Here is a 21155-nt window from a genome sequence, read left to right as displayed (position 1 = left end):
CGCTACCGCCCCAAATACAGCAACCCAAAACCGCTGGAGCGAACTCAAAACTGGATAAAACTTGGGGGCAAGGTCAGGCGGCGCGAGCACTTCGTTTTCGGCAAACTGGTGCGCTCGCGCCGCAAACAGCCCTATTTTTTGAACCATACCAAGCTGACGCCAAGGGCGATTTCGTGCGCTACCCGGTTAGAGCAAATCGGTCGGGTTGATAAAAACTATAACATTTTCAATTATATAGACCACAATCCTAACCCCTAACCGCTCTAACTTCAGTTGATTAATGGTATTGTGTTTTGCGATAGACTTTTTAGAACTATGGGTCTAACGGGTAATGTGCGGTTATACGGTTAGGATTTATTAAAACATTGATTTAATTGTCTTTTTCATATCCCTTTACCGCCGTCCCCCCGATCCAAAGCGGCTTCGGCCCATCCCACCCCAGCCTGCGCATACATGCCGCCACCCGCTTATTCTCCCGCATCGCCACCTCACGCATATCCTTCATGAGGATTTGCCCGAAGATTGCCTGCGTCGTGATACGCTGCTTGCCCTCGGCAACCTTGGCGAACCTCGGCAGGAACGCCGCGAGCGTATCTTCCCACGGGTCAGCCTCAACTCGCGCCTTCGCCCGCTCGGCAGCAACCGCCCAAAGATGGGCGGGGATAGTTACCGGATCAGCTTCGCCGGGTTCCGCTGCTGCCGCCTCGGCCCAAAGCTGATCACGCACTTTGCGCAACGCGGGGAGGTCAATTTTCCCGGCGCGCACTGGCCAGAACCTCCGGTTCCCGGTCGGGTCTTTCAGATATGTCGCGTCATTCGTCGTACCGATTAGGATACAACGGCGCGGCACCTCTTCCGTTGACTTACCATAGGCTTTACGGCCCCGATCGTGGGTTTTGGAGATAAATTGCTTTGCATACTGGACGGCTGCTTGACTTAGTCCGCTCATTTCCGGCGCTTCCACAATCCATTTCCCCCCAAGTATCTCCATGTGCTCCTTGTAGCTTTGGCGGAAATCCAACGCGTCGGTGAAATTATCATCCCCTCCCGCCAGAACCTTTACTACCGCAGACTTCCCCAGCCCTTGATCCCCTTCCAGCACGAGCATCGCGTCAAACTTGCAGCCCGGACGCCGCACACGACGCACCCCGGCAATCAAAACCGCGCGACCAATCGCCCTTGTCAGTTCATCATCCTCTGCACCGAGATATACCGAAAGCCAAGTATTTAGCCTCGGCGTCCCATCCCACGTCAGCCCATCGAGATATTCCCGCACCGGATCGAACGAATTCTCCAGTGCCAGAACTCGAGTTGCATCCTCGATGAAGCCCTGCCTCGGATCGAACCCGAACCGCTCCACCACGGCATTCCGCATCTTCAGCGCGGTGTCGGAAAACGGCTCTCCGCTCGGTTTCCCATACCCCTCGAATTCTATACGGTCGTGAAATACATCATATTTCGGGCGAACGCCGAGGGAAGTGATCGCGATCTTTGCATTTGCGAGCGACGGCTCGTAATCCTCTGCATTGCCCCTGCGAATAAAACCCGGACCGTTTTTCGCGCCCGGCGTCTGTTTCCGGGTCAGTTGCGTAGCAAACGCGTCAACCGCCCTCGGCTTCGCGGGTGCAGGCGGAAGAATTTCGCCCAACCCCAAATCCTCCAAGCGCAGCGGCTTTTCACTCTTCCCTTCGTCACCCATGACGCGCACCTTTCTCACGGCTCAACAATATTGGTCTGCCCCCTGAAAAGTGGTCCTCCCTGAAGTAGGCTATTGAGCCGTAGGAGGACGTTGGTATGTCCTCGACCAATTCCAACGCATCGAAAATCAGCATCCATGCTTGGGCGAATGCATCATCGACCGGCTGCGAGCCACTGCGTCGCGCCCGAGCTTCATCCAGTGAAACAATATTATTCATCATGTCACCTCCGGGGCTTCTACCTCGCTTGAGAAAAGTAAAGGGGCCGAACCAATCCGGCACTCATCGGTTCGGCCCCGGCGCGCACCCACGGACTAGGGGCGCAGCCTCAATTCGCTCGCCGTTTCCGCAGGGCTTCTTCCGCCTTTGCCGCCAAATCCGACACATCCGGCGTCGGCTCGCCCAGCACCCGCAGCGTGGTCATTGTCACGACTAGCCGCTCAACCAACGGTAACGCCTTGCATTCCGCCAGCCAGTCCTCAGCCCGCGCTAGCACCAGCCCACGGAAAGCGGCCTCGGCGTCCGTCCATCCTGCAGAAGCCAGCATTTCCAGCGCTCGCATCACCTCGGTCCAGTTTGTATCGTCAAGATGGCGGAGAACCTGTCGCGCCACAGCATCCGGCTCACCCCGGCTAAACCGCAGTTCCCGGAGCATTTCTTCGGCGGTCGCGGCCATCACCTATCCCCCTCATCAGGCTTCACGGTGCTCGTAAAGAGGCGGCTCGCTGCCGACTCCACGCCCCCGTAAGTTTCAACCCCGTGCGTCGGCGCACCACGCTCCGCCCCTCGATCATATGCGCCCGTAGCGGTGGAGTCGGCAAAAGCGTTGATGACATTGAGAGAATGCTCGGACATGGGCAGATTGCTGCGCAGATAGTGCTCAAGCACTTCCCGGTGTCCGACCAGCTTATGGTCCTGAATGTACCGGGCAACGCGCTCGTGCTCTTCTGGGTAAAGCGCCGCCGACTGCTGGTATCGGTACGCAATCTGGTCGAGTTGCTGGCGGGTGAAGAGGCGCGCGCTGGCGGCGTGATAAAAGTCTTCGGATTTCATCGGGCTTGCTCCTTTTCAGCTAGCGCGGCGAGCCACGCCTCGACCTTTTGGTGATTGTACATAATGGACTGGAGTTCCTGCGGGGCTTCGGGGAAAGCAGCAAAGACCGACGCCCGCACAGCTTCGCGAGCCTTCGTCCGTTCCATCTCCCGCTTGTGCATTGCGGCGCAATCGCTGATGCCGAGCGCCACCGTGTCCGAGGCCTTGTCGTACTCCGGTACCGTCTGGCCGTTCAAATGATCGTTCGCTGAAATGCCGGGGCCGGATCGAAAACTTCCGAGCTTGGCCTCCAGCCGAGCGCTTTCGATCTTGTCGTCTGAAATGTAGTTCATGGCTTTCGCCTCCGTGGGGTTACGCGGCAGCGGCGCTGCGCAGGGTTTCGCATTCGGTGGTGGTTGTACCGACTGGGGAGGATTTCGCCTCGGCCCATTCCAGAAGGTCCGCCCATCGATAGAGCGGCGTTCGTCCAAACCTACGAAACTTTGGCCCGCCACCTCGGCAAGCAAGTTTCGCCAACGTTGTCGGCTTTACGGGATATCCTGCGGCGCTTAGTGCCGTCGCAGCATCTCGCCTTAGTAAAAGTGTTTCCTTTTCCATAATAGACCTACCTGTATGGCTCATGTTGCTTCGATATCACTTGAATTCAACAACCATGACTTGTCATTAATACTTAGTCAACAATGTTAATCAGGATCAAAAACCAGTAATTACAAGCAAATTAAAGCTGAGTTCAACCCATAAGGCGAGGTAGATATTTTGGATATACTTGGGAGGGGATAGGCAGATGATGGCGGCAAGTGCGCAAAAGGCTCGACCGCCAAAAGTTGCCTTATGAATCCTTGGTCAAGGCAAGGGCCTTCAGGTTCATATGGTCCATCCGCGAGGCGTATTGTATGGTCGAGAGATTCGAACCACGCGCTCATTCGGATAACTCTTTGGTCAAGGAAACGCGCGATCAGGTTTATATGGCCGCTAACATTTTGTTATTGTATGGCCCAAAGGCCCATGTGACGGCAAATGTTGAAAAGACCGGTCCGAAAAGAATGTGGCTTCAGGTTTATATGGCTAATGGCACTGTGCCATTGTATGTCTCAAAGACTCAGACACTATTAAGCATCAAAAGACTCCCAGCGGCGCAGGTGCGGCTTCCGACTCCCTCACATTTTTCCGGCATCGAGTCGGAACGTGGCTAGGCAAATCACCCGCAAAGCCGGGACGAAATCCGCCGTGGCGCTACCTATTTGCTACCTAGGTCAAATCGATAATTTCGCTAACTTATTGATTTTTATGGCGCACCCGACAGGATTCGAACCTGTGACCTCTGCCTTCGGAGGGCAGCACTCTATCCAGCTGAGCTACGGGTGCATTGCCGGAAGGCTCGAAGCCTTTACATGCGCGTTTCTAACTGAACCGCGCATATGCATCAATGGCTTATTTTGATTAAGCGGCGCAAATTTTGCCGTTAGAGCGCATCCCGAAAAGTGTGAAACGGTTTTCGGATAAGATGCGCGCCGGAACAGACAGTTGAAGCGCCCTATGAACGCAACCCGGGAGCCTCCTGCCCCGTCCGCTCCACATATTCCGTATAGCCGCCGCCATATTGGTGAATGCCTTCCGGTGTCAGCTCCAGAACCCGGTTCGACAAAGCGCCGAGGAAATGCCGGTCGTGCGATACGAACAGCATCGTGCCCTCATAGGCAGCAAGCGCCTTGATGAGCATTTCCTTCGTATCGAGATCAAGGTGGTTGGTCGGCTCGTCCAGGACCAGGAAATTCGGCGGATCGAACAGCATGGCCGCCATGACCAGACGTGCCTTTTCACCGCCCGAAAGCACCCGGCACTTCTTTTCGATATCGTCACCGGAGAATCCGAAGCAGCCAGCCAGTGCGCGAAGTGGGGCCTGCCCTGCCTTCGGGAAGCGCTCTTCCAGCCATTCCAGTATCGTTGCATCGCCGTCGAGCACATCCATCGCATGCTGCGCGAAATAGCCGAGCTTGACGCTGGCGCCAACATTGACGTTGCCCTTGTCCGGCTCGGCAGCGCCTGCAACCAGTTTCAGCAGCGTCGATTTTCCTGCACCGTTGATGCCCATGATGCACCACCGTTCGCGGCGGCGAACCATGAAGTCAAAACCGTCATAGATCGTGCGGCTGCCATAGGTCTTGTGCACACCCTTCAGGCTAACAACGTCCTCACCCGAACGCGGCGCCGGGGCAAACTCGAAAGCGACGGTCTGGCGGCGGCGTGGCGGCTCCACGCGGTCGATCTTCTCCAGCTTCTTTACGCGGCTTTGAACCTGCGAAGCGTGGGACGCGCGCGCCTTGAAGCGCTCGATAAACTTGATTTCCTTGGCAAGCATGGCCTGCTGGCGTTCAAACTGCGCCTGCTGCTGCTTTTCGTTCAGCGCCCGCTGGCCCTCGTAAAAGGCATAGTCGCCGGAATAGGTCGTGAGCGAACCACCATCGATTTCAATGATCTTGGTCACGATGCGGTTCATGAATTCACGGTCGTGCGAAGTCATCAGCAACGCGCCGTCGTAGTTCTTGAGGAATGCTTCCAGCCAGATGAGGCTTTCGAGATCAAGATGGTTGCTTGGTTCGTCGAGCAGCATCACATCCGGGCGCATCAGCAGAATGCGCGCCAGCGCAACACGCATTTTCCAACCGCCGGAGAGCTTGCCGACATCGCCATCCATCATTTCCTGCGTAAAGCTAAGGCCTGCCAGAACCTCACGCGCACGGCCATCCAGACCGTAGCCATCCAGCTCTTCGTAGCGCGCCTGCACTTCACCGTAGCGCTCGATGATCGCATCCATCTCGTCCATACGGGCCGGATCGACCATCGCGGCTTCCAGCTCGCGAAGTTCAGCCGCAACCACGCTGACGGGTCCCGCACCTTCCATCACTTCCGCAACGGCTGATCGACCGCCCATTTCGCCGACATTCTGGTCGAAATAACCGACCGTCACGCCTTTTTCGACGGAAACCTGGCCTTCGTCCGGCAGTTCATCGCCGGTGATCATGCGAAACAGGGTTGTCTTGCCCGCACCGTTTGGACCGACAAGGCCGATCTTTTCGCCACGGTTCAAAGCGGCGGAAGCCTCGATATAGAGAATGCGATGGCTGTTGGACTTGCTGATATTGTCGATGCGGATCATGGAACGGGAGGACTTTGTTGAGTGGAATGGAGCGTAAGGTTGTCGCGTTGCGGCCTCCCTATGCCATGACAGCACGGGCAAGTCACCCCGCTTCGCGATCAAGTGTCGGATGGAAAGCTCAGGGAATATTACGTAACCATTGCTGGGTCGAGAATTTCTCGACCGCAAGCTTTTCCGCAGCTGCATATTCTTCCGGCGTAATATTGCTGCTCACGCCGCCATTCAGCGACACGAACATATCCTTCATGCGCTTGATGACTTCTTCGCGCGGCAGTCCTGTCTGGCTGCGAACCGGGTCGACACGCTTGACTGCGCTGGCTGTGCCCTTGTCACTCAACTTCTCGCGCCCGATACGCAGGACCTTCACCATCTTCTCGGCATCCATGTCATAAGCCATGGTGACATGGTGGAGAACCGTCCCCTTGGAGAAGCGCTTCTGCGCCGCGCCGCCGATCTTGCCCTTGGAGCTCGAAATATCGTTCAGCGGTTTATAGAAAGCATCGATGCCGAGCGAGTTGAGCGCCTTCAACACCCAATCATCCAGAAATGCGTAGGAATCGGCGAAGCCCATATCCCCTACGAGTTCGCCCGGCGCATAAAGCGAATAGGTGATGGTACTGCCGGGTTCCACGAACATCGCGCCACCACCGGTAACGCGACGGACAGTTTCGACGCCGAATTCCCGCGTTGCGTCCATATCGACTTCATTGCGCAGCGATTGAAATGCGCCGATGATGATGGCGGGGCGTTCCCATTCCCAGAAGCGTAATGTTGGCGCGCGGCGTCCGGCGGCAACCTCCTGCGCCAGAACCTCGTCAAGTGCAAGATGCATGGCAGGTGAGACCGCAGGCATTTCAACGATCTGCCATTCGAAATCCCGCCATGTGCGGGCAACACCCAAAGCCCGCCGGACGGCAATCGCAACCGCTTCCGGGCTGAAGCCGAGCATCATGGCGTCAGCCCGCAGACCTGCCTTCACAGCGTCGGCAATCTGCTCCGACGACGCATCGGCAGAGAGACCTTCGACAGCGTTGCGGATATCCTCCAGAGCCTCGTCCGGCTCCAGGAAGAAGTCGCCCGCCACCTGCACATTGCTCAGGCGCCCGTCACGAACATCCAGATCGACAACGACAAGTTTTCCGCCGTGGACTTTGTATTCGCCGTGCATATGGGCAGCCTTCCAAAGAGTGAACGTGAGTGTTTCACTCTCATTTCATGAAAGCTGCGGGAAAGGAAGCGGTTCAGGAGTGGTCGATGGATTATATTCCAGCTTCAGAAGGCGCGACGTGCTGATCAAGCGAGGTCTGGCGCACTTCCTTGGTCTTGTGGCCGACATAGAATCCAGTGGCAATCATGGCCGCCAGAACAACGACAATCGATTTGAAACTGAACGGCAGATGGTGCATTTCTGGTCCTCACTCCAGCTCCAAGCAAACCAGAGCAGGAAATGATTGTCGACCCCACATTCGTTCCAGCTCTTCGACACCCGCAAAATTCCTGTCAGGCGTTGCAAGCTTGCAGCTCTTTGTGAACTGCGCATTCATCCTCTGTTCAAGATATCGGAACTAAAGCATATTTCATCGATATCAGAGGGACTCATCATGACACCTGCACTCAAGACGACTGTTGCTTCACTATGCCTTGGCGGCCTGGTGGCCGTCCTCTCCCCGCTTGTAACGCCGGCGTCCGCAGCCAAGTTGCAGCGCTGCGCAAGCGAGAACGGAGTCTGCCAGCTGCCCTACCCGGCTGAAGTGGTCTATGGCACCGGCGGACAAAATACGTCGCGCTTCATTGATCGGCCACAGGTCACCTGTTCGAACCGCGTCTTCGGTGACCCGGCGCCGGGCAAAAAGAAAAGCTGCTCCTTCGTGGTTCAGGATCGCTGGGAAGACAGGCCTGGCCGTCCGGGCCGCCCTGATCGCCCCGGACGCCCGGATCGGTATGATCCGTATGACCGTTACGATGACCGCGACCGCGACTGGAGCCGTTGTGCGAAGGAAGGCGAGTTCTGCGACTTTTACGGTCGCAAGCGCGTCCGCTACGGCGCAAACGGCCGGTTCACGGAAGGCGTCTTCCGCAATGGCGTCCAATGTGACAATCGCGCCTTCGGCGATCCCGCACGCGGTAAGGCTAAAGCCTGCTACGTACTCGATTAAGAGCCGGACGTAAGAATATAGAAGCCCGGACTGATCAGTCTGGGCTTTTTCTATCTAGTTAATACAGAATCTCGAGAATATACATATCACGCTGTTTTTATTATACTTTGTTTCCAGCTTCACCGAAAATACTATAGCAGTTACGACCTTTGCCCTTTGCCTCATAGAGCGCAATGTCCGCATTGCGGGCGAGCGTGTCCGGCGTTGTGCCGTCGCGCGGTGCGAGAACTGCCCCGACGCTTGCCGAAACATCCAGATTGACGCCGTGGATGAGGAAAGGTTCACGAAAACCCTCAACCACCCTTCCTGCCACCGTCTCGATGATTTCCATGCAATCTTCATCAGGAAGAATGACGGCGAATTCGTCACCTCCCACACGCACCGGAATATCTGTTTCCCTTAAGGCGGAACGCAAACGTTGAGCCGCTTCGATCAGAAGCGCGTCGCCCATCAGGTGACCGTAGGTGTCGTTGACCGCCTTGAACCGATCGAGATCGATCAGCAGCGCACCAATCGGCTTGCCCTGCTGCAAGGCTTTTTCGATCATCGGAATGGCAAGTTCGGTGAGAGCCCCGCGATTATAAAGTTTGGTCAGGCGGTCGGTCAGTGCGAGGCGCTTGAGAGCGGTGGAATCGTCAGTGAGGAATTTGTTGGTCTTTTGCAACCGCAGCAATCCACTTGCAATGCGGGCAAAATCCTCAAGCTTGGCACGTTCCGTATCGGAAATCTTTCGCGGCCTGCTATCGACAATGCACAGGGAGCCGACCGTCAATCCGGCATCGACAGACACCGGTGCACCAGCATAAAAGCGGAAACGCGGTTCGCCGGTCACATAAGGCATGCTGCAAAAGAAATCGTTCTCGACCATATCCTCAATCACGAAGAGCTCACCGCTTTCCACCACGAAGGTGCAGGCGGTCAACTCGCGGGGACAACTGCTGACCTTTTCGCCAGCATTGGCAGCAACACGCTGCCAGTCCTCGTCAATGATATTGAGAGCAGATGTGCTGACGTCAAAAACGTCTTTCACAAGCGATACAAGGGTATCCAGTTCGGGCAGTCCAAGGCTGGACACGGAAACAAGACTACGGACGCTTTCAAGTCGCTCGACTTCATTGGCAGGAACCGAAAAAGGCTTCTTTTCCGTCATCGAACTATAGGCATCCATGCTCATCATTCTCACCGTCATCTATGCTCCCTTTTTGGATATAGATAGTGATGAGAACCTCGACAGCAAGCCAAGCTTGTCCGGACAGGCAGAGTTCGAACAGGTTTTTGTCAGGCGGAAGCAAGATGGCGAAACAGGTGTTTCACTATAAAACAAAAAAAGCGGCGGCCGAATGGGCCGCCGCCTCTGTCGCTAGAAACATGGACTGGAGGTCATCATAGTTCTACGACAATGCGTGTGCTGAAGCGGGCACTATTAGCCAGCGTATCAGCTAGAATATCAGAACGAGCGCTGGAAGCGGATCTTGCCCTGCCAGGCGTCTTTGCCGTCCATGCTCGTGTTCTTGTCCTGCCACTTGGTGTAGGAAACTTCAGGCGTGATGGTGAAGCCAGGAACGATCTGGTAGGCAACGTTTGCCGTTGCAGCGAAGGTTTCGCTGTCGTCATAAGCGGCCTGTACGTTGAAAGTGGCCTTGCTGGTTGCCTTGTAAGCTGCGCCGCCCCAGACTGCCCAGTCACCGCCCCAGGTACCGTAGAACGAGTCGATGATACGGACGCGATAACCGCCCGACGTGCCATAATGATCGTCGTTGGACTTGTAAGCGCCCTGCAGCCAGACCGAGAACTGATCGGTGATGTTAACATCGCCGCGGACCTTTCCGGCCCATTCCTCGTTACGGGCGTCATAGGCGACGACACCGGCGATCTTGCCCCAGCTCTGCTCGTATTTCAGGCCACCGACCACATGCGGCATGTAATCCTTGATGGTGACGTCTACGTTCGAGTCGGTGTTGCCACCTTCTTCGAAGGAGACAATGGCCGAGAAACCGTTCCCGCCCTTGAAGGTGTAGCTGATAAGGTTGGTACGGTAGCCGCCAGCGAGGATCACGTCGTCGCTGATGACGTTGCCGAGGTAACCGGTGAAAGTGACGAAAGCCGATTCATCCAGACCGACGCGCAGGCCGCCAAGCTGGATATAGGCGTAACGCAGCGAGGTGCTGGTGGAGCCGCTATTGTAATTGTTGGCTTTGCCGTTGCCGTCGCCGTTCCAGTCGTAACGCAGTTCGCTATAGGTCTTGAGCGTGCCGAGTTCTGTTTCGGAAGCGGTCGAGAAACGAAGGCTGACGCGGGCCAGCTTGTTCCAGGTGTCGCGCTCCAGCTGTGCGGGAGTACGAGCATAATTGTTGTCGCCACCGCTTGCGTCGTAGCGAACATAACCATGAATGCGAAGGCAGGTTTCCGTTCCCGGAATGTAGAAATAGCCAGCACCATATGCATCGCATACGCGGACATATTCGACTGCTTCCGGCTCAGGTGCCACGATCGCATCGGCTGCTTGCGCGCCAGAAATCGCTACGAGCGATGCTGCCGAACCGAGAAGAACTTTTCTGATATTCATAAATGCGTCTCCAGTAGATGAGTTAGACGCCACCGCTATATTTACTCACAATAACTTGATCAATGTTTATTCAATGTATGTTTTGTGAATTATTTATATGTGATATAAAAGTTACTTCATATATTTTATAAATACAAAATTATTCAGAATAAGAATAAAGTAATTCCTGTCATCGCCGCTCCACGCAACGAATCCACCATATCAGCGATAATTTTATTCAGCCCCTTATGCCCTTCCAATCCGCGTAACGAGCGGACGCCCTCGCCTATCCGGCAACGGTGAAAGTTTTATAACAGCAACAAGAAATATACGTCGCGAGGCGGATAATTGCGCGTGTTTTCCAGTTCACGCTGGAAAGCCATAAACCGCGACTCGTCAATTCAAATGCATGGAATGTTGATTCGTCATTGTCGACCTGACGAAGTGAATTTCCTCGGTCATTCTCTGACCCAATAAAGAAAACGAAGGCAGCAGGGGTAATGCAATGGTTCTATTCTCTATTGTCATAGGCGTGCTGACGTCTGCGGTGGTAATTGCGGCGTGCATCATGCTTTGGAGATATGAACGTCCCTGAAATTTCCCACAGAAAGAGTGGGCGTGGCGACTGGCCTACTTCGACAGTCGAATCCAATAATAGCCTGGCCTACTTCGGTTGATTGCCCTGCATTTTGTTCGCTTCCGCGATTGCAGATACGATGATGCGTGGAGCTTCCGTCTTCACTTTTTCGGCAATGTCAGCGAGCATGCGCAGCCTGCCCACGGCCTTCCATTCGGCTTTTTCAGTCACCCTGGCGCGTATTTCATCAATTCGCTTCAAAATGTTTTCATTTGCTTTCAGACGCATTTTATTGCCAAGATTAGGCTCAAATCCGGCTCGCTGATATGCCCGTCTGCTGTCAGACCTTCAGCCAATTCCTTTGCGAACATTTCCTGCTTTGCATTTTTCAAGACTGGCTTATGCCCATCACCATAAGGATACTCTATGATGAGATCAGAAGACGCTCTGTTGCTGAATGCTATTAGCGCCCAGGCCGACCGGGCCGAATTGATTATACCCAAGACCCTTTCGCTAAATCCGATTGCCGAACGACTACACGACGAATTCCCACATCGATCCACTGCCGAAATAGAAACTCAGTGCCGAGTTGTCTGGCAGGATCGTTATCTGTTCTGGAACTGATATTCGCCTTCACAACTGGTTTTGGCGTAGACACGTCGTTATCGAGGCGCAGAAGAAAACCGATCCGATGCTGCTGACGCAGGATCAGCAGTCACTACCCCGCTTCGGCGGGTTTTTGTTTAGGCAATAAGTGCGGTGGCTGTACGTGATGAGGCGGGCTCTTACGACCCGCTCATTTCGTTATTCTTTTTCTTTTTATCTTCATCGTAATGCCACTTGATGGCGAAGAACATGGCCACGCCTAACACGAGAACCTTGAACACCACGAAGAATATCGGAATCCATTCCATCTTCTGAATATTTCCATACAGCTATCAATCGCGAGGAGCATTACCTCAGAACCGCTGCCTCGGCATCTTCTTTTTTGTGCCATTGGTACTTTGATAAAATCAGGCGGCATCGATTTCCAACCATTGCCGAGTTAGAAAGTTTGATGGATAGGGATTTTTCTTTAATTTCAATGAAGTGAATGGTGGGCGTGACAGGGATTGAACCTGTGACCCCTCCCGTGTGAAGGGAGTGCTCTCCCGCTGAGCTACACGCCCGATGAGCCAAGCTCGATCAAGGTGGTGCGGATATACTGGCCAGCGGCTGCATAAGTCAAGCGTCTTGCAAGCCTGTTTCCAAAGAGATTTCGATCTTCTCCCCAACAGCTTCTGATCGCAAAGAAAAACGGCAATCACCCATCGATGATTACCGTTCTGTTTTGATACGGGAGGGATTTCAGAGCGCTGCGAGGCGTGAACCTGCCGTCTTGTCGAATGCTTTCTGCAATCCGGAATCACGGTCGTAAACATCGCCGTAATAATGGATTTTTCCATCCGCTTCCGGCCATGCGGTGAAATAGGAAATGAAGACAGGCACAGGTTCCTTGACCTTGATGCCGCGCTCATTCTTGCCGAAATATTTTTCCAGATCCGTCACCGATGTCCCCAGAACCGCCGCCGCCATGTCACGTGGGCGTTCCAGACGAATGCAGCCATGGCTCAGGGCACGCATATCGCGGCTGAAATAGGATTTGGCCGGAGTGTCGTGCATGTAGATATCATGCGCATTCGGGAACAGAATTTTGAGCTCGCCCAGCGCATTGTCGAGGCTCGGCTTCTGGCGAATACCGACATGGGCTTTACCCGCGGCAACTGCACTCCAGTTGACGGCACTGGCGGAAACCTTCTTGCCGCCTGCATAGACCTCGTAACCATTGCGGTCGAGATAGCTCGTATCACGCATGACCTTGGGCAGCATCTCGTTCAGGATGATCGAGCGCGGCACGCCCCATGACGGATTGAAAACGACCGTCTGGACCTTGTTGTAGAAGAAGTAGGTCTGATGGGTTGGAGAGCCGATAACCACATTCATGGCCAGCTTCTCTTTTCCGTCCTCGAAATATTCGGCACGGTAAGCCGGCTGATTGACCATCACGTAACGCGTGCCGAAATCATGCGGCAGCCAGCGCAGGCGCTCCATGGAATAAAGGATACGGTCGCGTTTGATGGAAGATTGCTCGCCTTGAAGTGCGGAAAGCGTATTGCGACCGATGACGCCGTCCGGCGTGCTGCCCGAAAGCTTCTGATAATCCTTGATTGCAGAAACCAGTTCCGGATCATAGACGTCGCCGCTTGCATGCGTGTCCAGCACTTGCTTGTGCTGTGCCAGATAGCCAGCAGGCGCATGTCTCGAAATCAGCGCAACCACCTTGCTGAGCTGGTCATTGGTATCGCCCGGCTTGATGATGCCATTCAGCGAGATGCGGATTGGCTCGGCAGATGGCGGCTCGGTATTCGCAAGCTCGCGCTTCAACGCCGCATATTGCTCATTGCTCGGCTGGAAACCATGCAGATAGGCAGCCGGATCGCTTTCCGATGCCAGCTTTTCGAGAACGGCTTTCGGATCGACGCGGTTGCGCGGCAGATCGTGGAAACCGCTGAGGCGGTCCGCGATTACACGTCCCTCACCCGCATCGATGGCATAGCGCAGCGCGCGGGCAGACATGCGAATTTCAAATTCTGCGAGTTTCTGCTGGCGCTCAGATTCAGCAGCGCCATCGAAATTGTCAGCGGGGATCGTGACTGCATATTCATCCGGGTTGAGCCCATCTTCGTCCACACGGGCAAAGAAAGCCGCAACATTCTTGGCGCGGTCGAGCACTTTATCGTCGGCCGACCACATGAAAGAGCGCTGACTTGAATAATAGTCGACGATCGCCTGAGCGATCTCTTTCTCGGCTTTGACATTCACGGATTTCAGATAATTCGTCGCTGCATCGAAGGCACGCTGCCCCGGCGTTTCTTCGCGAATCTGCGGACGGATCGGCGACATGCCCGATGTCAGCGGATCGACGGTCACTGGTTCGGTTGCTGCAGTTACCTGCATATCGAGCGCGCTGAAATCGATATTGACCAGAGTATCCGGCTCGTAGTCGTAAATCTGCGGCCCTTTGACGGTCACGCGCTGGACTGGCGGAAGGCTGCGCACAGCGGCACGAGGAGCAGAAACGGCCTTCGGTGCTACAGGTGCGCGAGGAGTGACTTGCGGCTGAACAGGCTGGGCTGGCTGCACCTGCTGCTGGCGACGCTGTTGGAAAAGTTCCATCAACGAATTTGCGGCTTGAGCCTGTGCCGTGGGGAGAAACACCGAAGCTGCCAGAGCTATCGCGGCTGCGCGGCGGATATTTTGTCCGCGTGCGGCGCTGCTCTTTTCATCCATCTGCGAGTGTCTGGAAAACTGCATTTCAAACCGCCAAAGTTAATGCGTTCGCTCAAAAGCGAATCCGTCCGAATCTCACCCGTAGAATTTACCAATCTCGTATAGAAACTTTTAACGCTATTGTTTCCTGAAGCAATTTTCTGTTTTGCGTTCATCACAATTGTTTGAGGCTTCTTCTCGGGAGACAAACCCGGAATACCTTAATGAACAAAGTGACGCAGTGGCATCCACTCCGCATCGCGCTAAAAGCCCCACAGACTATGGTTCTGAAGCATTTCTTCGGAACTTCGATCAACACATATCGCGCGAGCCGGAAACGATGACGACCTCCGGCTGGCGCAGCTGGCAAGCAAGCGAGGTACCGCGATGGCAGAAGCAAGCGCCGCCGATCTTTTTCCTCTTGGTGAAGACGACACCCCTTACCGCAAGCTGACTTCCGATCATGTCTCTGTCGATACGTTCAAGGGACAGGAAGTCCTGACTGTCGATCCGGAAGGGCTTCGTCTGCTTTCGGAAGCGGCCTTTGCCGATATCAACCATCTGCTGCGCCCCGGCCATCTGCAGCAGCTTGCCCATATTCTTGAAGACCCGGAAGCAACGGATAACGACCGTTTTGTCGCCTACGATCTTCTGAAGAACGCCAATATCGCAGCAGGCGGCGTGCTTCCCATGTGTCAGGATACCGGCACGGCCATCATCATGGGCAAGAAGGGCCGTCGTGTCTGGACCGAAGGCGGTGACACCGACGCGCTTGGCGCTGGTGTGCTCGACGCCTACAACAAGAAGAACCTGCGTTATTCGCAGCTGGCGCCTCTTTCGATGTTCGAGGAAAAGAACACCAAGAACAATCTGCCTGCCCAGATCGATATCTATGAAGAAGGCGAAGACGCCTACAAGTTCCTTTTCGTTGCCAAGGGCGGCGGTTCGGCGAACAAGACATTCCTCTATCAGGGAACGCCGTCGCTCCTGACGCATGACCGCATGATCGACTTCCTCAAGGACAAGATCCTGAGCCTGGGAACAGCCGCCTGCCCGCCTTACCATCTGGCAATTGTCATCGGCGGCACTTCGGCTGAGATGAACCTCAAGACGGTCAAGCTTGCCTCAACGCGCTATCTGGACAGCTTGCCGACCGAGGGTTCCGAAACCGGACATGCTTTCCGCGATCTCGAAATGGAAGCTGAAATCCATAGACTGACACAGTCTTTCGGCGTCGGCGCGCAATTCGGCGGCAAATATTTCTGCCATGACGTCCGCGTCGTTCGCCTGCCGCGCCACGGCGCTTCGTTGCCAATCGGCATCGGTGTTTCCTGCTCGGCCGACCGTCAGGCCAAGGGCAAGATCACCAAGGACGGCATCTTTCTGGAAAAGCTGGAAACCAACCCGGCCAAGTACATGCCGGATATCGACGAGGAAAAACTGTCGTCGCATGTGGTCAAGATTGACCTCAACCAGCCGATGCAGGACATTCTCAAGGAATTGTCGAAACACCCGGTCAAGACGCGCCTGTCGCTCTCCGGTCCAATCATCGTGGCGCGCGATCTGGCCCATGCCAAAATTCGCGAGCGGCTTGAAAACGGCGAAGCCATGCCGGACTATTTCAAGAACCATCCGATCTATTATGCTGGCCCGGCCAAGACGCCTGCCGGTTATGCTTCCGGCTCGTTCGGGCCAACCACGGCAGGCCGTATGGATTCCTATGTGGACCAGTTCCAGTCCTTTGGCGGCTCGATGGTGATGCTCGCCAAGGGCAACCGTTCGCGTCAGGTGCGCGAAGCCTGCGGCCAGCACCGTGGGTTCTATCTGGGCTCCATCGGTGGCCCGGCTGCCCGTCTGGCCCAGGATTGCATCAAGAAGGTCGAGGTTGTCGAATATCCGGAACTCGGCATGGAAGCGATCTGGCGTATCGAAGTGGAAGATTTCCCGGCCTTCATCGTCATCGATGACAAGGGCAATGACTTCTTCAAGGAACTCAATCTGGGTTAAAAAGTAAAAAGGGCGGCGCAAGCCGCCCTTTTTGTTTCAGGCATTTGTGCCGCCATCGATCGTGAGCGTAGCTCCAGACACGAAACGCCCTTCGGGGCTGGCAAGCCAGGCCACCAGACTTGCAATATCGTCAGGCGAACCGAAACTGCCGGTTGCGATAAGCTCCCGCTGCTGTTCGGCATGTTCTCCAGTCGCCGGATTCATATCCGTATCGGTGGAGCCAGGCTGAACGACGTTGACCGTGACGCCCTTTGGACCAAGGTCGCGCGCCAGACCTTTCGTCAAACCAATCAGCGCCGCCTTACTTGCCGCATAAAGGCTGATGCCCGGCCACGGCACGCTTTCGGCGAGGTTGGAGCCGATGGTTATGACGCGTCCGCCAGCACCAAGGTGTGGTGTGGCCGCTGAAACGGCGGCAAAGACAGCCCGGAAGTTCACAGCCATAACCTCATCGAAGTCGGCAAGTGTGACCTCTTCGAGCGGGGCCGCATGCCAGATGCCAGCACTGTTGACCAGTATATCCAGACGACCAAAATCCTTGACCGCTTTCTCGATTGCCGCAGCAATCTGGCTCGCGTCGCGATTGTCGGCCTTCAGCGCCAGAGCCTTGCCACCATTGGCTACGATTTCGGAAACCACAGCTTCAGCTTTTTCCTTGCCGTTCACATAAGTGACGACAACTGTCGCGCCATCTTTCGCGAGCCGTCGTGCAATCGCTGCACCGATGCCGCGACTTCCGCCGGTGATGAAGGCAACCTTTCCGTTCAAAGCTTCGGCTGACATACCATTTCCTTTCTGTATCGATTGATACATAATTGCTGACAGGCTTGCACAGAACCGTCAAGCAATTTATTTAATGATCGATACAGAAAGGTTCGCACGTGGCAGAAAAAGGACGGCCCCGCAGCTTCGACCGCGAAACAGCGCTTCGTGCTGCAATGTTGATATTTTGGGAGAAAGGCTTCGACGGATCGTCGCTGGCCGATCTGACGACGGCTATGGGCATCAATGCGCCAAGCCTCTATGCAGCATTCGGAAGCAAGGAAGAACTCTATCTCGAAGCCCTCACCCTTTATGCGGGTGAAGTGGGCATTGAAATCTGGTCGACACTGGATGAAACGCCGGATGTTCGCGCGGCTTTCGAGCGTTTTCTGCTTGCCACGATAGATGCCTACTGCGAGGAATCCGTGCCGCGGGGCTGCATGATTGCTCTGGATGCGCTGCATCGGACGCATTCAAGCGACAAAGTCTACGACGTGCTGCGCAATCGCCGCCAGACCAATATCGAAATCCTGAAAAAGCGGCTCGAACGCGGCATTCGTGACGGCAATATTCCCGCATCCGTCAATTGCGAAGCGGTTGCGACCTTTTACGCGACAGTCCAGAACGGCATGTCCATTCTGGCGCGGGATGGTGGAACGCGGCAAGATCTCACCGCAACGGCACTGGGCGCCCTGGCAGGTTGGGAGAAACTTGTTCTCACCGAAACATCATCAGGCAACCAGCCTTAATCGCGGACCGTCATCAAGATAATCCGCTACCAGGGACGCCACTTCAGCGCTCGCAATGATGCGGCGATGCCCAAGGCCATCCGCCCAGTGCACCCTGACATGAGAGCCTGCCTTGCCGGCCATTTCCGCGCAGATGGCGGGAACTTCCTTATCGTCATGCGCGTGGATGACCAGCGTCGGGATCGTCATGCGGCGCAGATGAACGTCGGTATCGAAATCCGTGATCGGGCGCGCTGCGAGATGACGGACTTGCTCCTTCATTGCGTTGCGCACGTCACGACCAAGCCCAAGCACTTTGCCGAAACCGTCAAAGACGCCTGCCATGGAGTGCGGGGAAGCAATTGTCACCAGCTTTGCCGGGCGATGTGACTGGTAGCACCCGAGAGAACCCGCTGCGGCATTGACGATGACCGCACCACCGAATGAGTGACCGATCATCGCATCGAACGGACCATACTGGCGCCACGCAACATCAACGGCGGCGATTGCCTGTATCATGTTGAGGGTGCGGCCTGCCGATGCGCCATGCCCCGGCAGGTCGATGGAGACAACTCGTTCCCCACGCGCAACAAGCTCGCGAATGATCGCTATCATATCCGCTGTGCGCGATCCCCAGCCATGAACGACAAGCGACGTTCTTCCCACATAAACATCGGGTTCGAACAAATAGGTTGCGATAAGCCCGCGATCGATAATCAGATCGAGCCGCTTTGCCTGACTGAGTTCGTTGCTCGCCTGTTCAAGCCGCGCGGCATAGGCCTTGGTCTTCGGCTTGCGGCTTGGCGTTCGACAGAAAATCCTGAACGCGGCGCGACCTGCCTTGTCGGCATCAATGCGGCCAAGCACACCCAGACCGAAACGCGTAACCTGCAAAGAAATCGATGTCATGACAGGGCCTCAATTATGTTCAATCCTGAACAAATAATTGTACAAGAATGAACAAAATGCAAGACAAGACTCAAAAACTGCCGTGGGACAATCCGCGCTTCAAGAACTGGATTGCCGTTGCACGTGCCGGCAAAGCGGTGGAACGCGCCCTCGCCCAGGGGCTGGCGACCTTCGATCTCAAGATCGCCGATCTCGATGTGCTGATGAATGTTTATCGTCATCCCGGCGAATCCCAGCATGATCTTGCGCGCCGCATTCTCGTCGGACGTTCGAACATCACCATGCTGCTACCAAAGCTTGAAAAGCGCGGCTTGCTGGTGCGCGAGGGCGACCCGGCAGACAAGCGTGTGATACGACTGACGCTAACTGCCAAGGGCGAAAAGCTTCTGGGGCATGCGCTGACAGTCTATACCGACCTGATCGACCGCGTCATGGCGCAATCGACGAACGCGCAATGCAACGCGATGGGCGATGTGATGCGGCGCATATCCGAAATGCTGGAGAAAGACTGACCGGCAGGCGGGATCAACGATCCCGCTTCAGGCCTTTTTCGGCAAGCTCATCGAGATAAGTTTGCCATAACGTGTCCTTCTCGGTGCCGAGCTTGTGGAGATAGGTCCACGAAAACAGGCCGGTATCGTGCATGTCGTCAAACGTTATGCGGACGGCGTAGTTGCCGACCGGCTCCATCTTCATGATTTCGACGGTCCGCTTGCCACCAACTGTGATGCGCTGTGCCGGCGAATGACCCTGCACTTCTGCCGAAGGCGACAGGACACGCAGCAACTCGGCGGTCAGCTCGAATTTCTGGCCATCATCGAACGCCACAGTCAGCAGTTTGCGATCGTGCGAAACACGCAACTCAGTCGGCCAGACCTCACTCATCACCATTCTCCAGCTTGGTTCTTCGCCAGCTTTTGATAGGCCCCGCGTTAAAATATCGCAATAGTCGCGGTCATTATTGAAAGAGCTTCGCGTGCGTGAAACTGGACATTGAGGCTCGCAGATCCTATTTCTAGGTAGACGACGCGGATATTCCTCCGCATCCTGTGGAAACAACGGCTTAATGATGTACACAAACCAAGCCCGGCCACTTGTTTCCCCGACTGGACCCATGATTGATCCTTTCGGGCGTGCCATTACCTATCTTCGTGTTTCAGTGACGGATCGTTGTGATTTCCGCTGCACCTACTGCATGGCGGAACACATGACGTTCCTGCCCAAGAAGGATTTGCTGACGCTTGAGGAACTGGACCGGCTTTGCACCGCCTTTATCGACAAGGGTGTCAGGAAACTGCGCCTGACCGGTGGCGAGCCTTTGGTGCGCAAAAACATCATGCACCTGATCCGGCAGCTGTCGCGCCATCTGAAATCAGGTGCGCTGGATGAATTGACGCTGACCACGAACGGATCGCAGCTTTCACGCTTTGGCGACGAGCTGGCGGAATGCGGCATACGCCGTATCAATGTCTCGCTGGATACGCTCGATCCTGAAAAATTCCACCAGATCACCCGCTGGGGCGATCTTCCCCGGGTTCTTGAGGGTATTGAAGCCGCACAACGCGCCGGTATCCGCGTCAAGATCAATGCGGTCGCGTTGAAGGATTTCAACGATCACGAAATTCCCGAACTGATCCGCTGGGCTCATGGCCGCGGTATGGACATGACGCTCATCGAAACAATGCCGATGGGCGAGATCGAGTTCGACCGTACGGACCAGTATCTGCCGCTCTCGCAGCTGCGCGAGGACCTGTCGCAGCAATTCACGCTTTCAGATATTCCTTACCGCACAGGCGGCCCTGCCCGCTATGTTACGATTGAGGAAACCGGCGGACGGCTCGGCTTCATCACGCCGATGACGCATAATTTCTGCGAAAGCTGCAACCGCGTCCGGCTTACCTGCACCGGTATGCTTTATATGTGCCTAGGCCAGAATGATGACGCCGATCTGCGCAAGGCCTTGCGGGAAAGCGAAAGCGACCTGCTGCTCAGCCAGGCCATTGATGAAGCTATTTCGCGCAAGCCGAAAGGCCATGATTTCATCATCGACCGCGATCATAATCGCCCGGCGGTTGCTCGCCACATGAGTCTTACCGGCGGCTGAGCGATTTATACTTAAAAAAGCACACAACCCGAAATAATTGTCGCGAGATCGACTTTAAAACGGTATGCAATCTTAGAGCCTGTTCCAAAAAGGGTTGAGCGATTACAGTAGGTTATGATCCAATCGGATTGCTTACATTCGATGGAGATCA

Annotated in this window: 21 protein-coding genes, 2 tRNA genes and 1 pseudogene; 6 read left to right on the top strand and 18 right to left on the bottom strand. The window is 55.3% G+C overall.

Annotation, left to right across the window (positions count from 1 at the left end):
* Positions 1–258: pseudogene (locus FG152_RS26245) on the top strand (hypothetical protein); the annotation flags it as partial.
* Between the two features lie 112 nt (positions 259–370).
* Here FG152_RS26245 and FG152_RS26240 read toward each other — a convergent pair.
* From FG152_RS26240 to FG152_RS26200, 9 genes are all read right to left on the bottom strand, one after another.
* Positions 371–1699, bottom strand: a complete 1329-nt coding sequence (locus FG152_RS26240; protein WP_498989273.1) for a virulence-associated E family protein — start codon at positions 1697–1699, stop codon at positions 371–373.
* A complete protein-coding gene (locus FG152_RS26235) occupies positions 1692–1919 on the bottom strand; it encodes a hypothetical protein (protein ID WP_498989270.1) in 228 nt (75 codons plus the stop codon). Before FG152_RS26235 ends, FG152_RS26240 begins: the two co-directional genes overlap by 8 nt.
* 106 nt (positions 1920–2025) lie before the next feature.
* Positions 2026–2373 carry a hypothetical protein gene (locus tag FG152_RS26230; protein ID WP_498989267.1) on the bottom strand — a complete coding sequence of 116 codons (348 nt, stop codon included), beginning with the start codon at positions 2371–2373 and terminating at the stop codon, positions 2026–2028.
* On the bottom strand, positions 2373–2750 hold the full coding sequence (locus FG152_RS26225; protein WP_375849866.1) for a hypothetical protein: 378 nt from the start codon (positions 2748–2750) through the stop codon (positions 2373–2375). The genes FG152_RS26230 and FG152_RS26225 overlap by 1 nt, the downstream gene beginning before the upstream one ends.
* A complete protein-coding gene (locus FG152_RS26220; protein WP_498989264.1) occupies positions 2747–3082 on the bottom strand; it encodes a hypothetical protein in 336 nt (111 codons plus the stop codon). The genes FG152_RS26225 and FG152_RS26220 overlap by 4 nt, the downstream gene beginning before the upstream one ends.
* Positions 3083–4038: 956 nt before the next feature.
* Positions 4039–4115 (bottom strand) — tRNA-Arg (locus tag FG152_RS26215).
* Positions 4116–4284: 169 nt separating this feature from the next.
* The gene (locus FG152_RS26210; RefSeq protein WP_029924898.1) at positions 4285–5907 is read right to left on the bottom strand and encodes an ABC-F family ATP-binding cassette domain-containing protein; all 1623 of its coding nucleotides are present in this window, start codon (positions 5905–5907) and stop codon (positions 4285–4287) included.
* Between the two features lie 118 nt (positions 5908–6025).
* Positions 6026–7075, bottom strand: coding sequence for a lipoate-protein ligase LplAB (gene lplAB, locus FG152_RS26205; RefSeq protein WP_498989261.1), 1050 nt, complete (start codon positions 7073–7075; stop codon positions 6026–6028).
* Positions 7076–7166: 91 nt separating this feature from the next.
* Positions 7167–7313 carry a hypothetical protein gene (locus FG152_RS26200; protein WP_155243322.1) on the bottom strand — a complete coding sequence of 49 codons (147 nt, stop codon included), beginning with the start codon at positions 7311–7313 and terminating at the stop codon, positions 7167–7169.
* A gap of 195 nt (positions 7314–7508) precedes the next feature.
* Between FG152_RS26200 and FG152_RS26195 the strand changes: the two genes are divergently transcribed.
* On the top strand, positions 7509–8063 hold the full coding sequence (locus tag FG152_RS26195) for a hypothetical protein (protein ID WP_029924901.1): 555 nt from the start codon (positions 7509–7511) through the stop codon (positions 8061–8063).
* Between the two features lie 100 nt (positions 8064–8163).
* Here the strand turns inward: FG152_RS26195 and FG152_RS26190 are convergent, their stop codons facing one another.
* From FG152_RS26190 to FG152_RS26165, 6 genes are all read right to left on the bottom strand, one after another.
* Positions 8164–9252: a GAF domain-containing protein gene (locus FG152_RS26190; RefSeq protein WP_498989257.1), complete on the bottom strand. Its 1089-nt coding sequence runs from the start codon at positions 9250–9252 to the stop codon at positions 8164–8166.
* Between the two features lie 258 nt (positions 9253–9510).
* On the bottom strand, positions 9511–10629 hold the full coding sequence (locus FG152_RS26185) for a porin (RefSeq protein WP_498989254.1): 1119 nt from the start codon (positions 10627–10629) through the stop codon (positions 9511–9513).
* Positions 10630–11272: 643 nt separating this feature from the next.
* Positions 11273–11446, bottom strand: coding sequence for a hypothetical protein (locus tag FG152_RS26180; RefSeq protein WP_193745801.1), 174 nt, complete (start codon positions 11444–11446; stop codon positions 11273–11275).
* Between the two features lie 524 nt (positions 11447–11970).
* Positions 11971–12099: a hypothetical protein gene (locus tag FG152_RS26175; RefSeq protein WP_010660176.1), complete on the bottom strand. Its 129-nt coding sequence runs from the start codon at positions 12097–12099 to the stop codon at positions 11971–11973.
* A 180-nt stretch (positions 12100–12279) separates the two neighbouring features.
* Positions 12280–12354: transfer RNA gene (locus tag FG152_RS26170), tRNA-Val, on the bottom strand.
* 178 nt (positions 12355–12532) lie between these two features.
* The gene (locus FG152_RS26165; RefSeq protein WP_498989275.1) at positions 12533–14515 is read right to left on the bottom strand and encodes a L,D-transpeptidase family protein; all 1983 of its coding nucleotides are present in this window, start codon (positions 14513–14515) and stop codon (positions 12533–12535) included.
* A 366-nt stretch (positions 14516–14881) separates the two neighbouring features.
* Between FG152_RS26165 and FG152_RS26160 the strand changes: the two genes are divergently transcribed.
* Complete coding sequence (locus tag FG152_RS26160; RefSeq protein WP_010661314.1) at positions 14882–16501, top strand: fumarate hydratase; 1620 nt, start codon at positions 14882–14884, stop codon at positions 16499–16501.
* 36 nt (positions 16502–16537) lie between these two features.
* Here FG152_RS26160 and FG152_RS26155 read toward each other — a convergent pair whose 3' ends face one another.
* Positions 16538–17284 (bottom strand): SDR family NAD(P)-dependent oxidoreductase, encoded by a 747-nt coding sequence (locus FG152_RS26155; protein ID WP_010661313.1) that lies wholly within the window; start codon positions 17282–17284, stop codon positions 16538–16540.
* A gap of 98 nt (positions 17285–17382) precedes the next feature.
* On the opposite strand from FG152_RS26155, the gene FG152_RS26150 reads away from it, so the two are divergent.
* Positions 17383–18012: a TetR/AcrR family transcriptional regulator gene (locus FG152_RS26150; RefSeq protein WP_498989250.1), complete on the top strand. Its 630-nt coding sequence runs from the start codon at positions 17383–17385 to the stop codon at positions 18010–18012.
* Here FG152_RS26150 and FG152_RS26145 read toward each other — a convergent pair.
* Positions 17995–18900, bottom strand: a complete 906-nt coding sequence (locus FG152_RS26145; RefSeq protein ID WP_010661311.1) for an alpha/beta fold hydrolase — start codon at positions 18898–18900, stop codon at positions 17995–17997. The two genes, FG152_RS26150 and FG152_RS26145, sit on opposite strands and share 18 nt — an antisense overlap.
* A gap of 47 nt (positions 18901–18947) precedes the next feature.
* Between FG152_RS26145 and FG152_RS26140 the strand changes: the two genes are divergently transcribed.
* Positions 18948–19412 carry a MarR family winged helix-turn-helix transcriptional regulator gene (locus FG152_RS26140; protein WP_010661310.1) on the top strand — a complete coding sequence of 155 codons (465 nt, stop codon included), beginning with the start codon at positions 18948–18950 and terminating at the stop codon, positions 19410–19412.
* 13 nt (positions 19413–19425) lie between these two features.
* Here the strand turns inward: FG152_RS26140 and FG152_RS26135 are convergent, their stop codons facing one another.
* Positions 19426–19785 carry a gamma-butyrobetaine hydroxylase family protein gene (locus tag FG152_RS26135; RefSeq protein ID WP_010661309.1) on the bottom strand — a complete coding sequence of 120 codons (360 nt, stop codon included), beginning with the start codon at positions 19783–19785 and terminating at the stop codon, positions 19426–19428.
* 229 nt (positions 19786–20014) lie between these two features.
* On the opposite strand from FG152_RS26135, the gene moaA reads away from it, so the two are divergent.
* Complete coding sequence (moaA, locus tag FG152_RS26130; protein ID WP_498989245.1) at positions 20015–21004, top strand: GTP 3',8-cyclase MoaA; 990 nt, start codon at positions 20015–20017, stop codon at positions 21002–21004.
* The last annotated feature ends 151 nt before the right edge of the window (positions 21005–21155 follow it).

The sequence above is a fragment of the Ochrobactrum sp. XJ1 genome, assembly GCF_024701725.1.
Taxonomy (GTDB): domain Bacteria; phylum Pseudomonadota; class Alphaproteobacteria; order Rhizobiales; family Rhizobiaceae; genus Brucella; species Brucella anthropi.
Note: the sequence above shows the minus strand (reverse complement) of the source record. Positions and strands in the feature narration are given on the sequence as shown.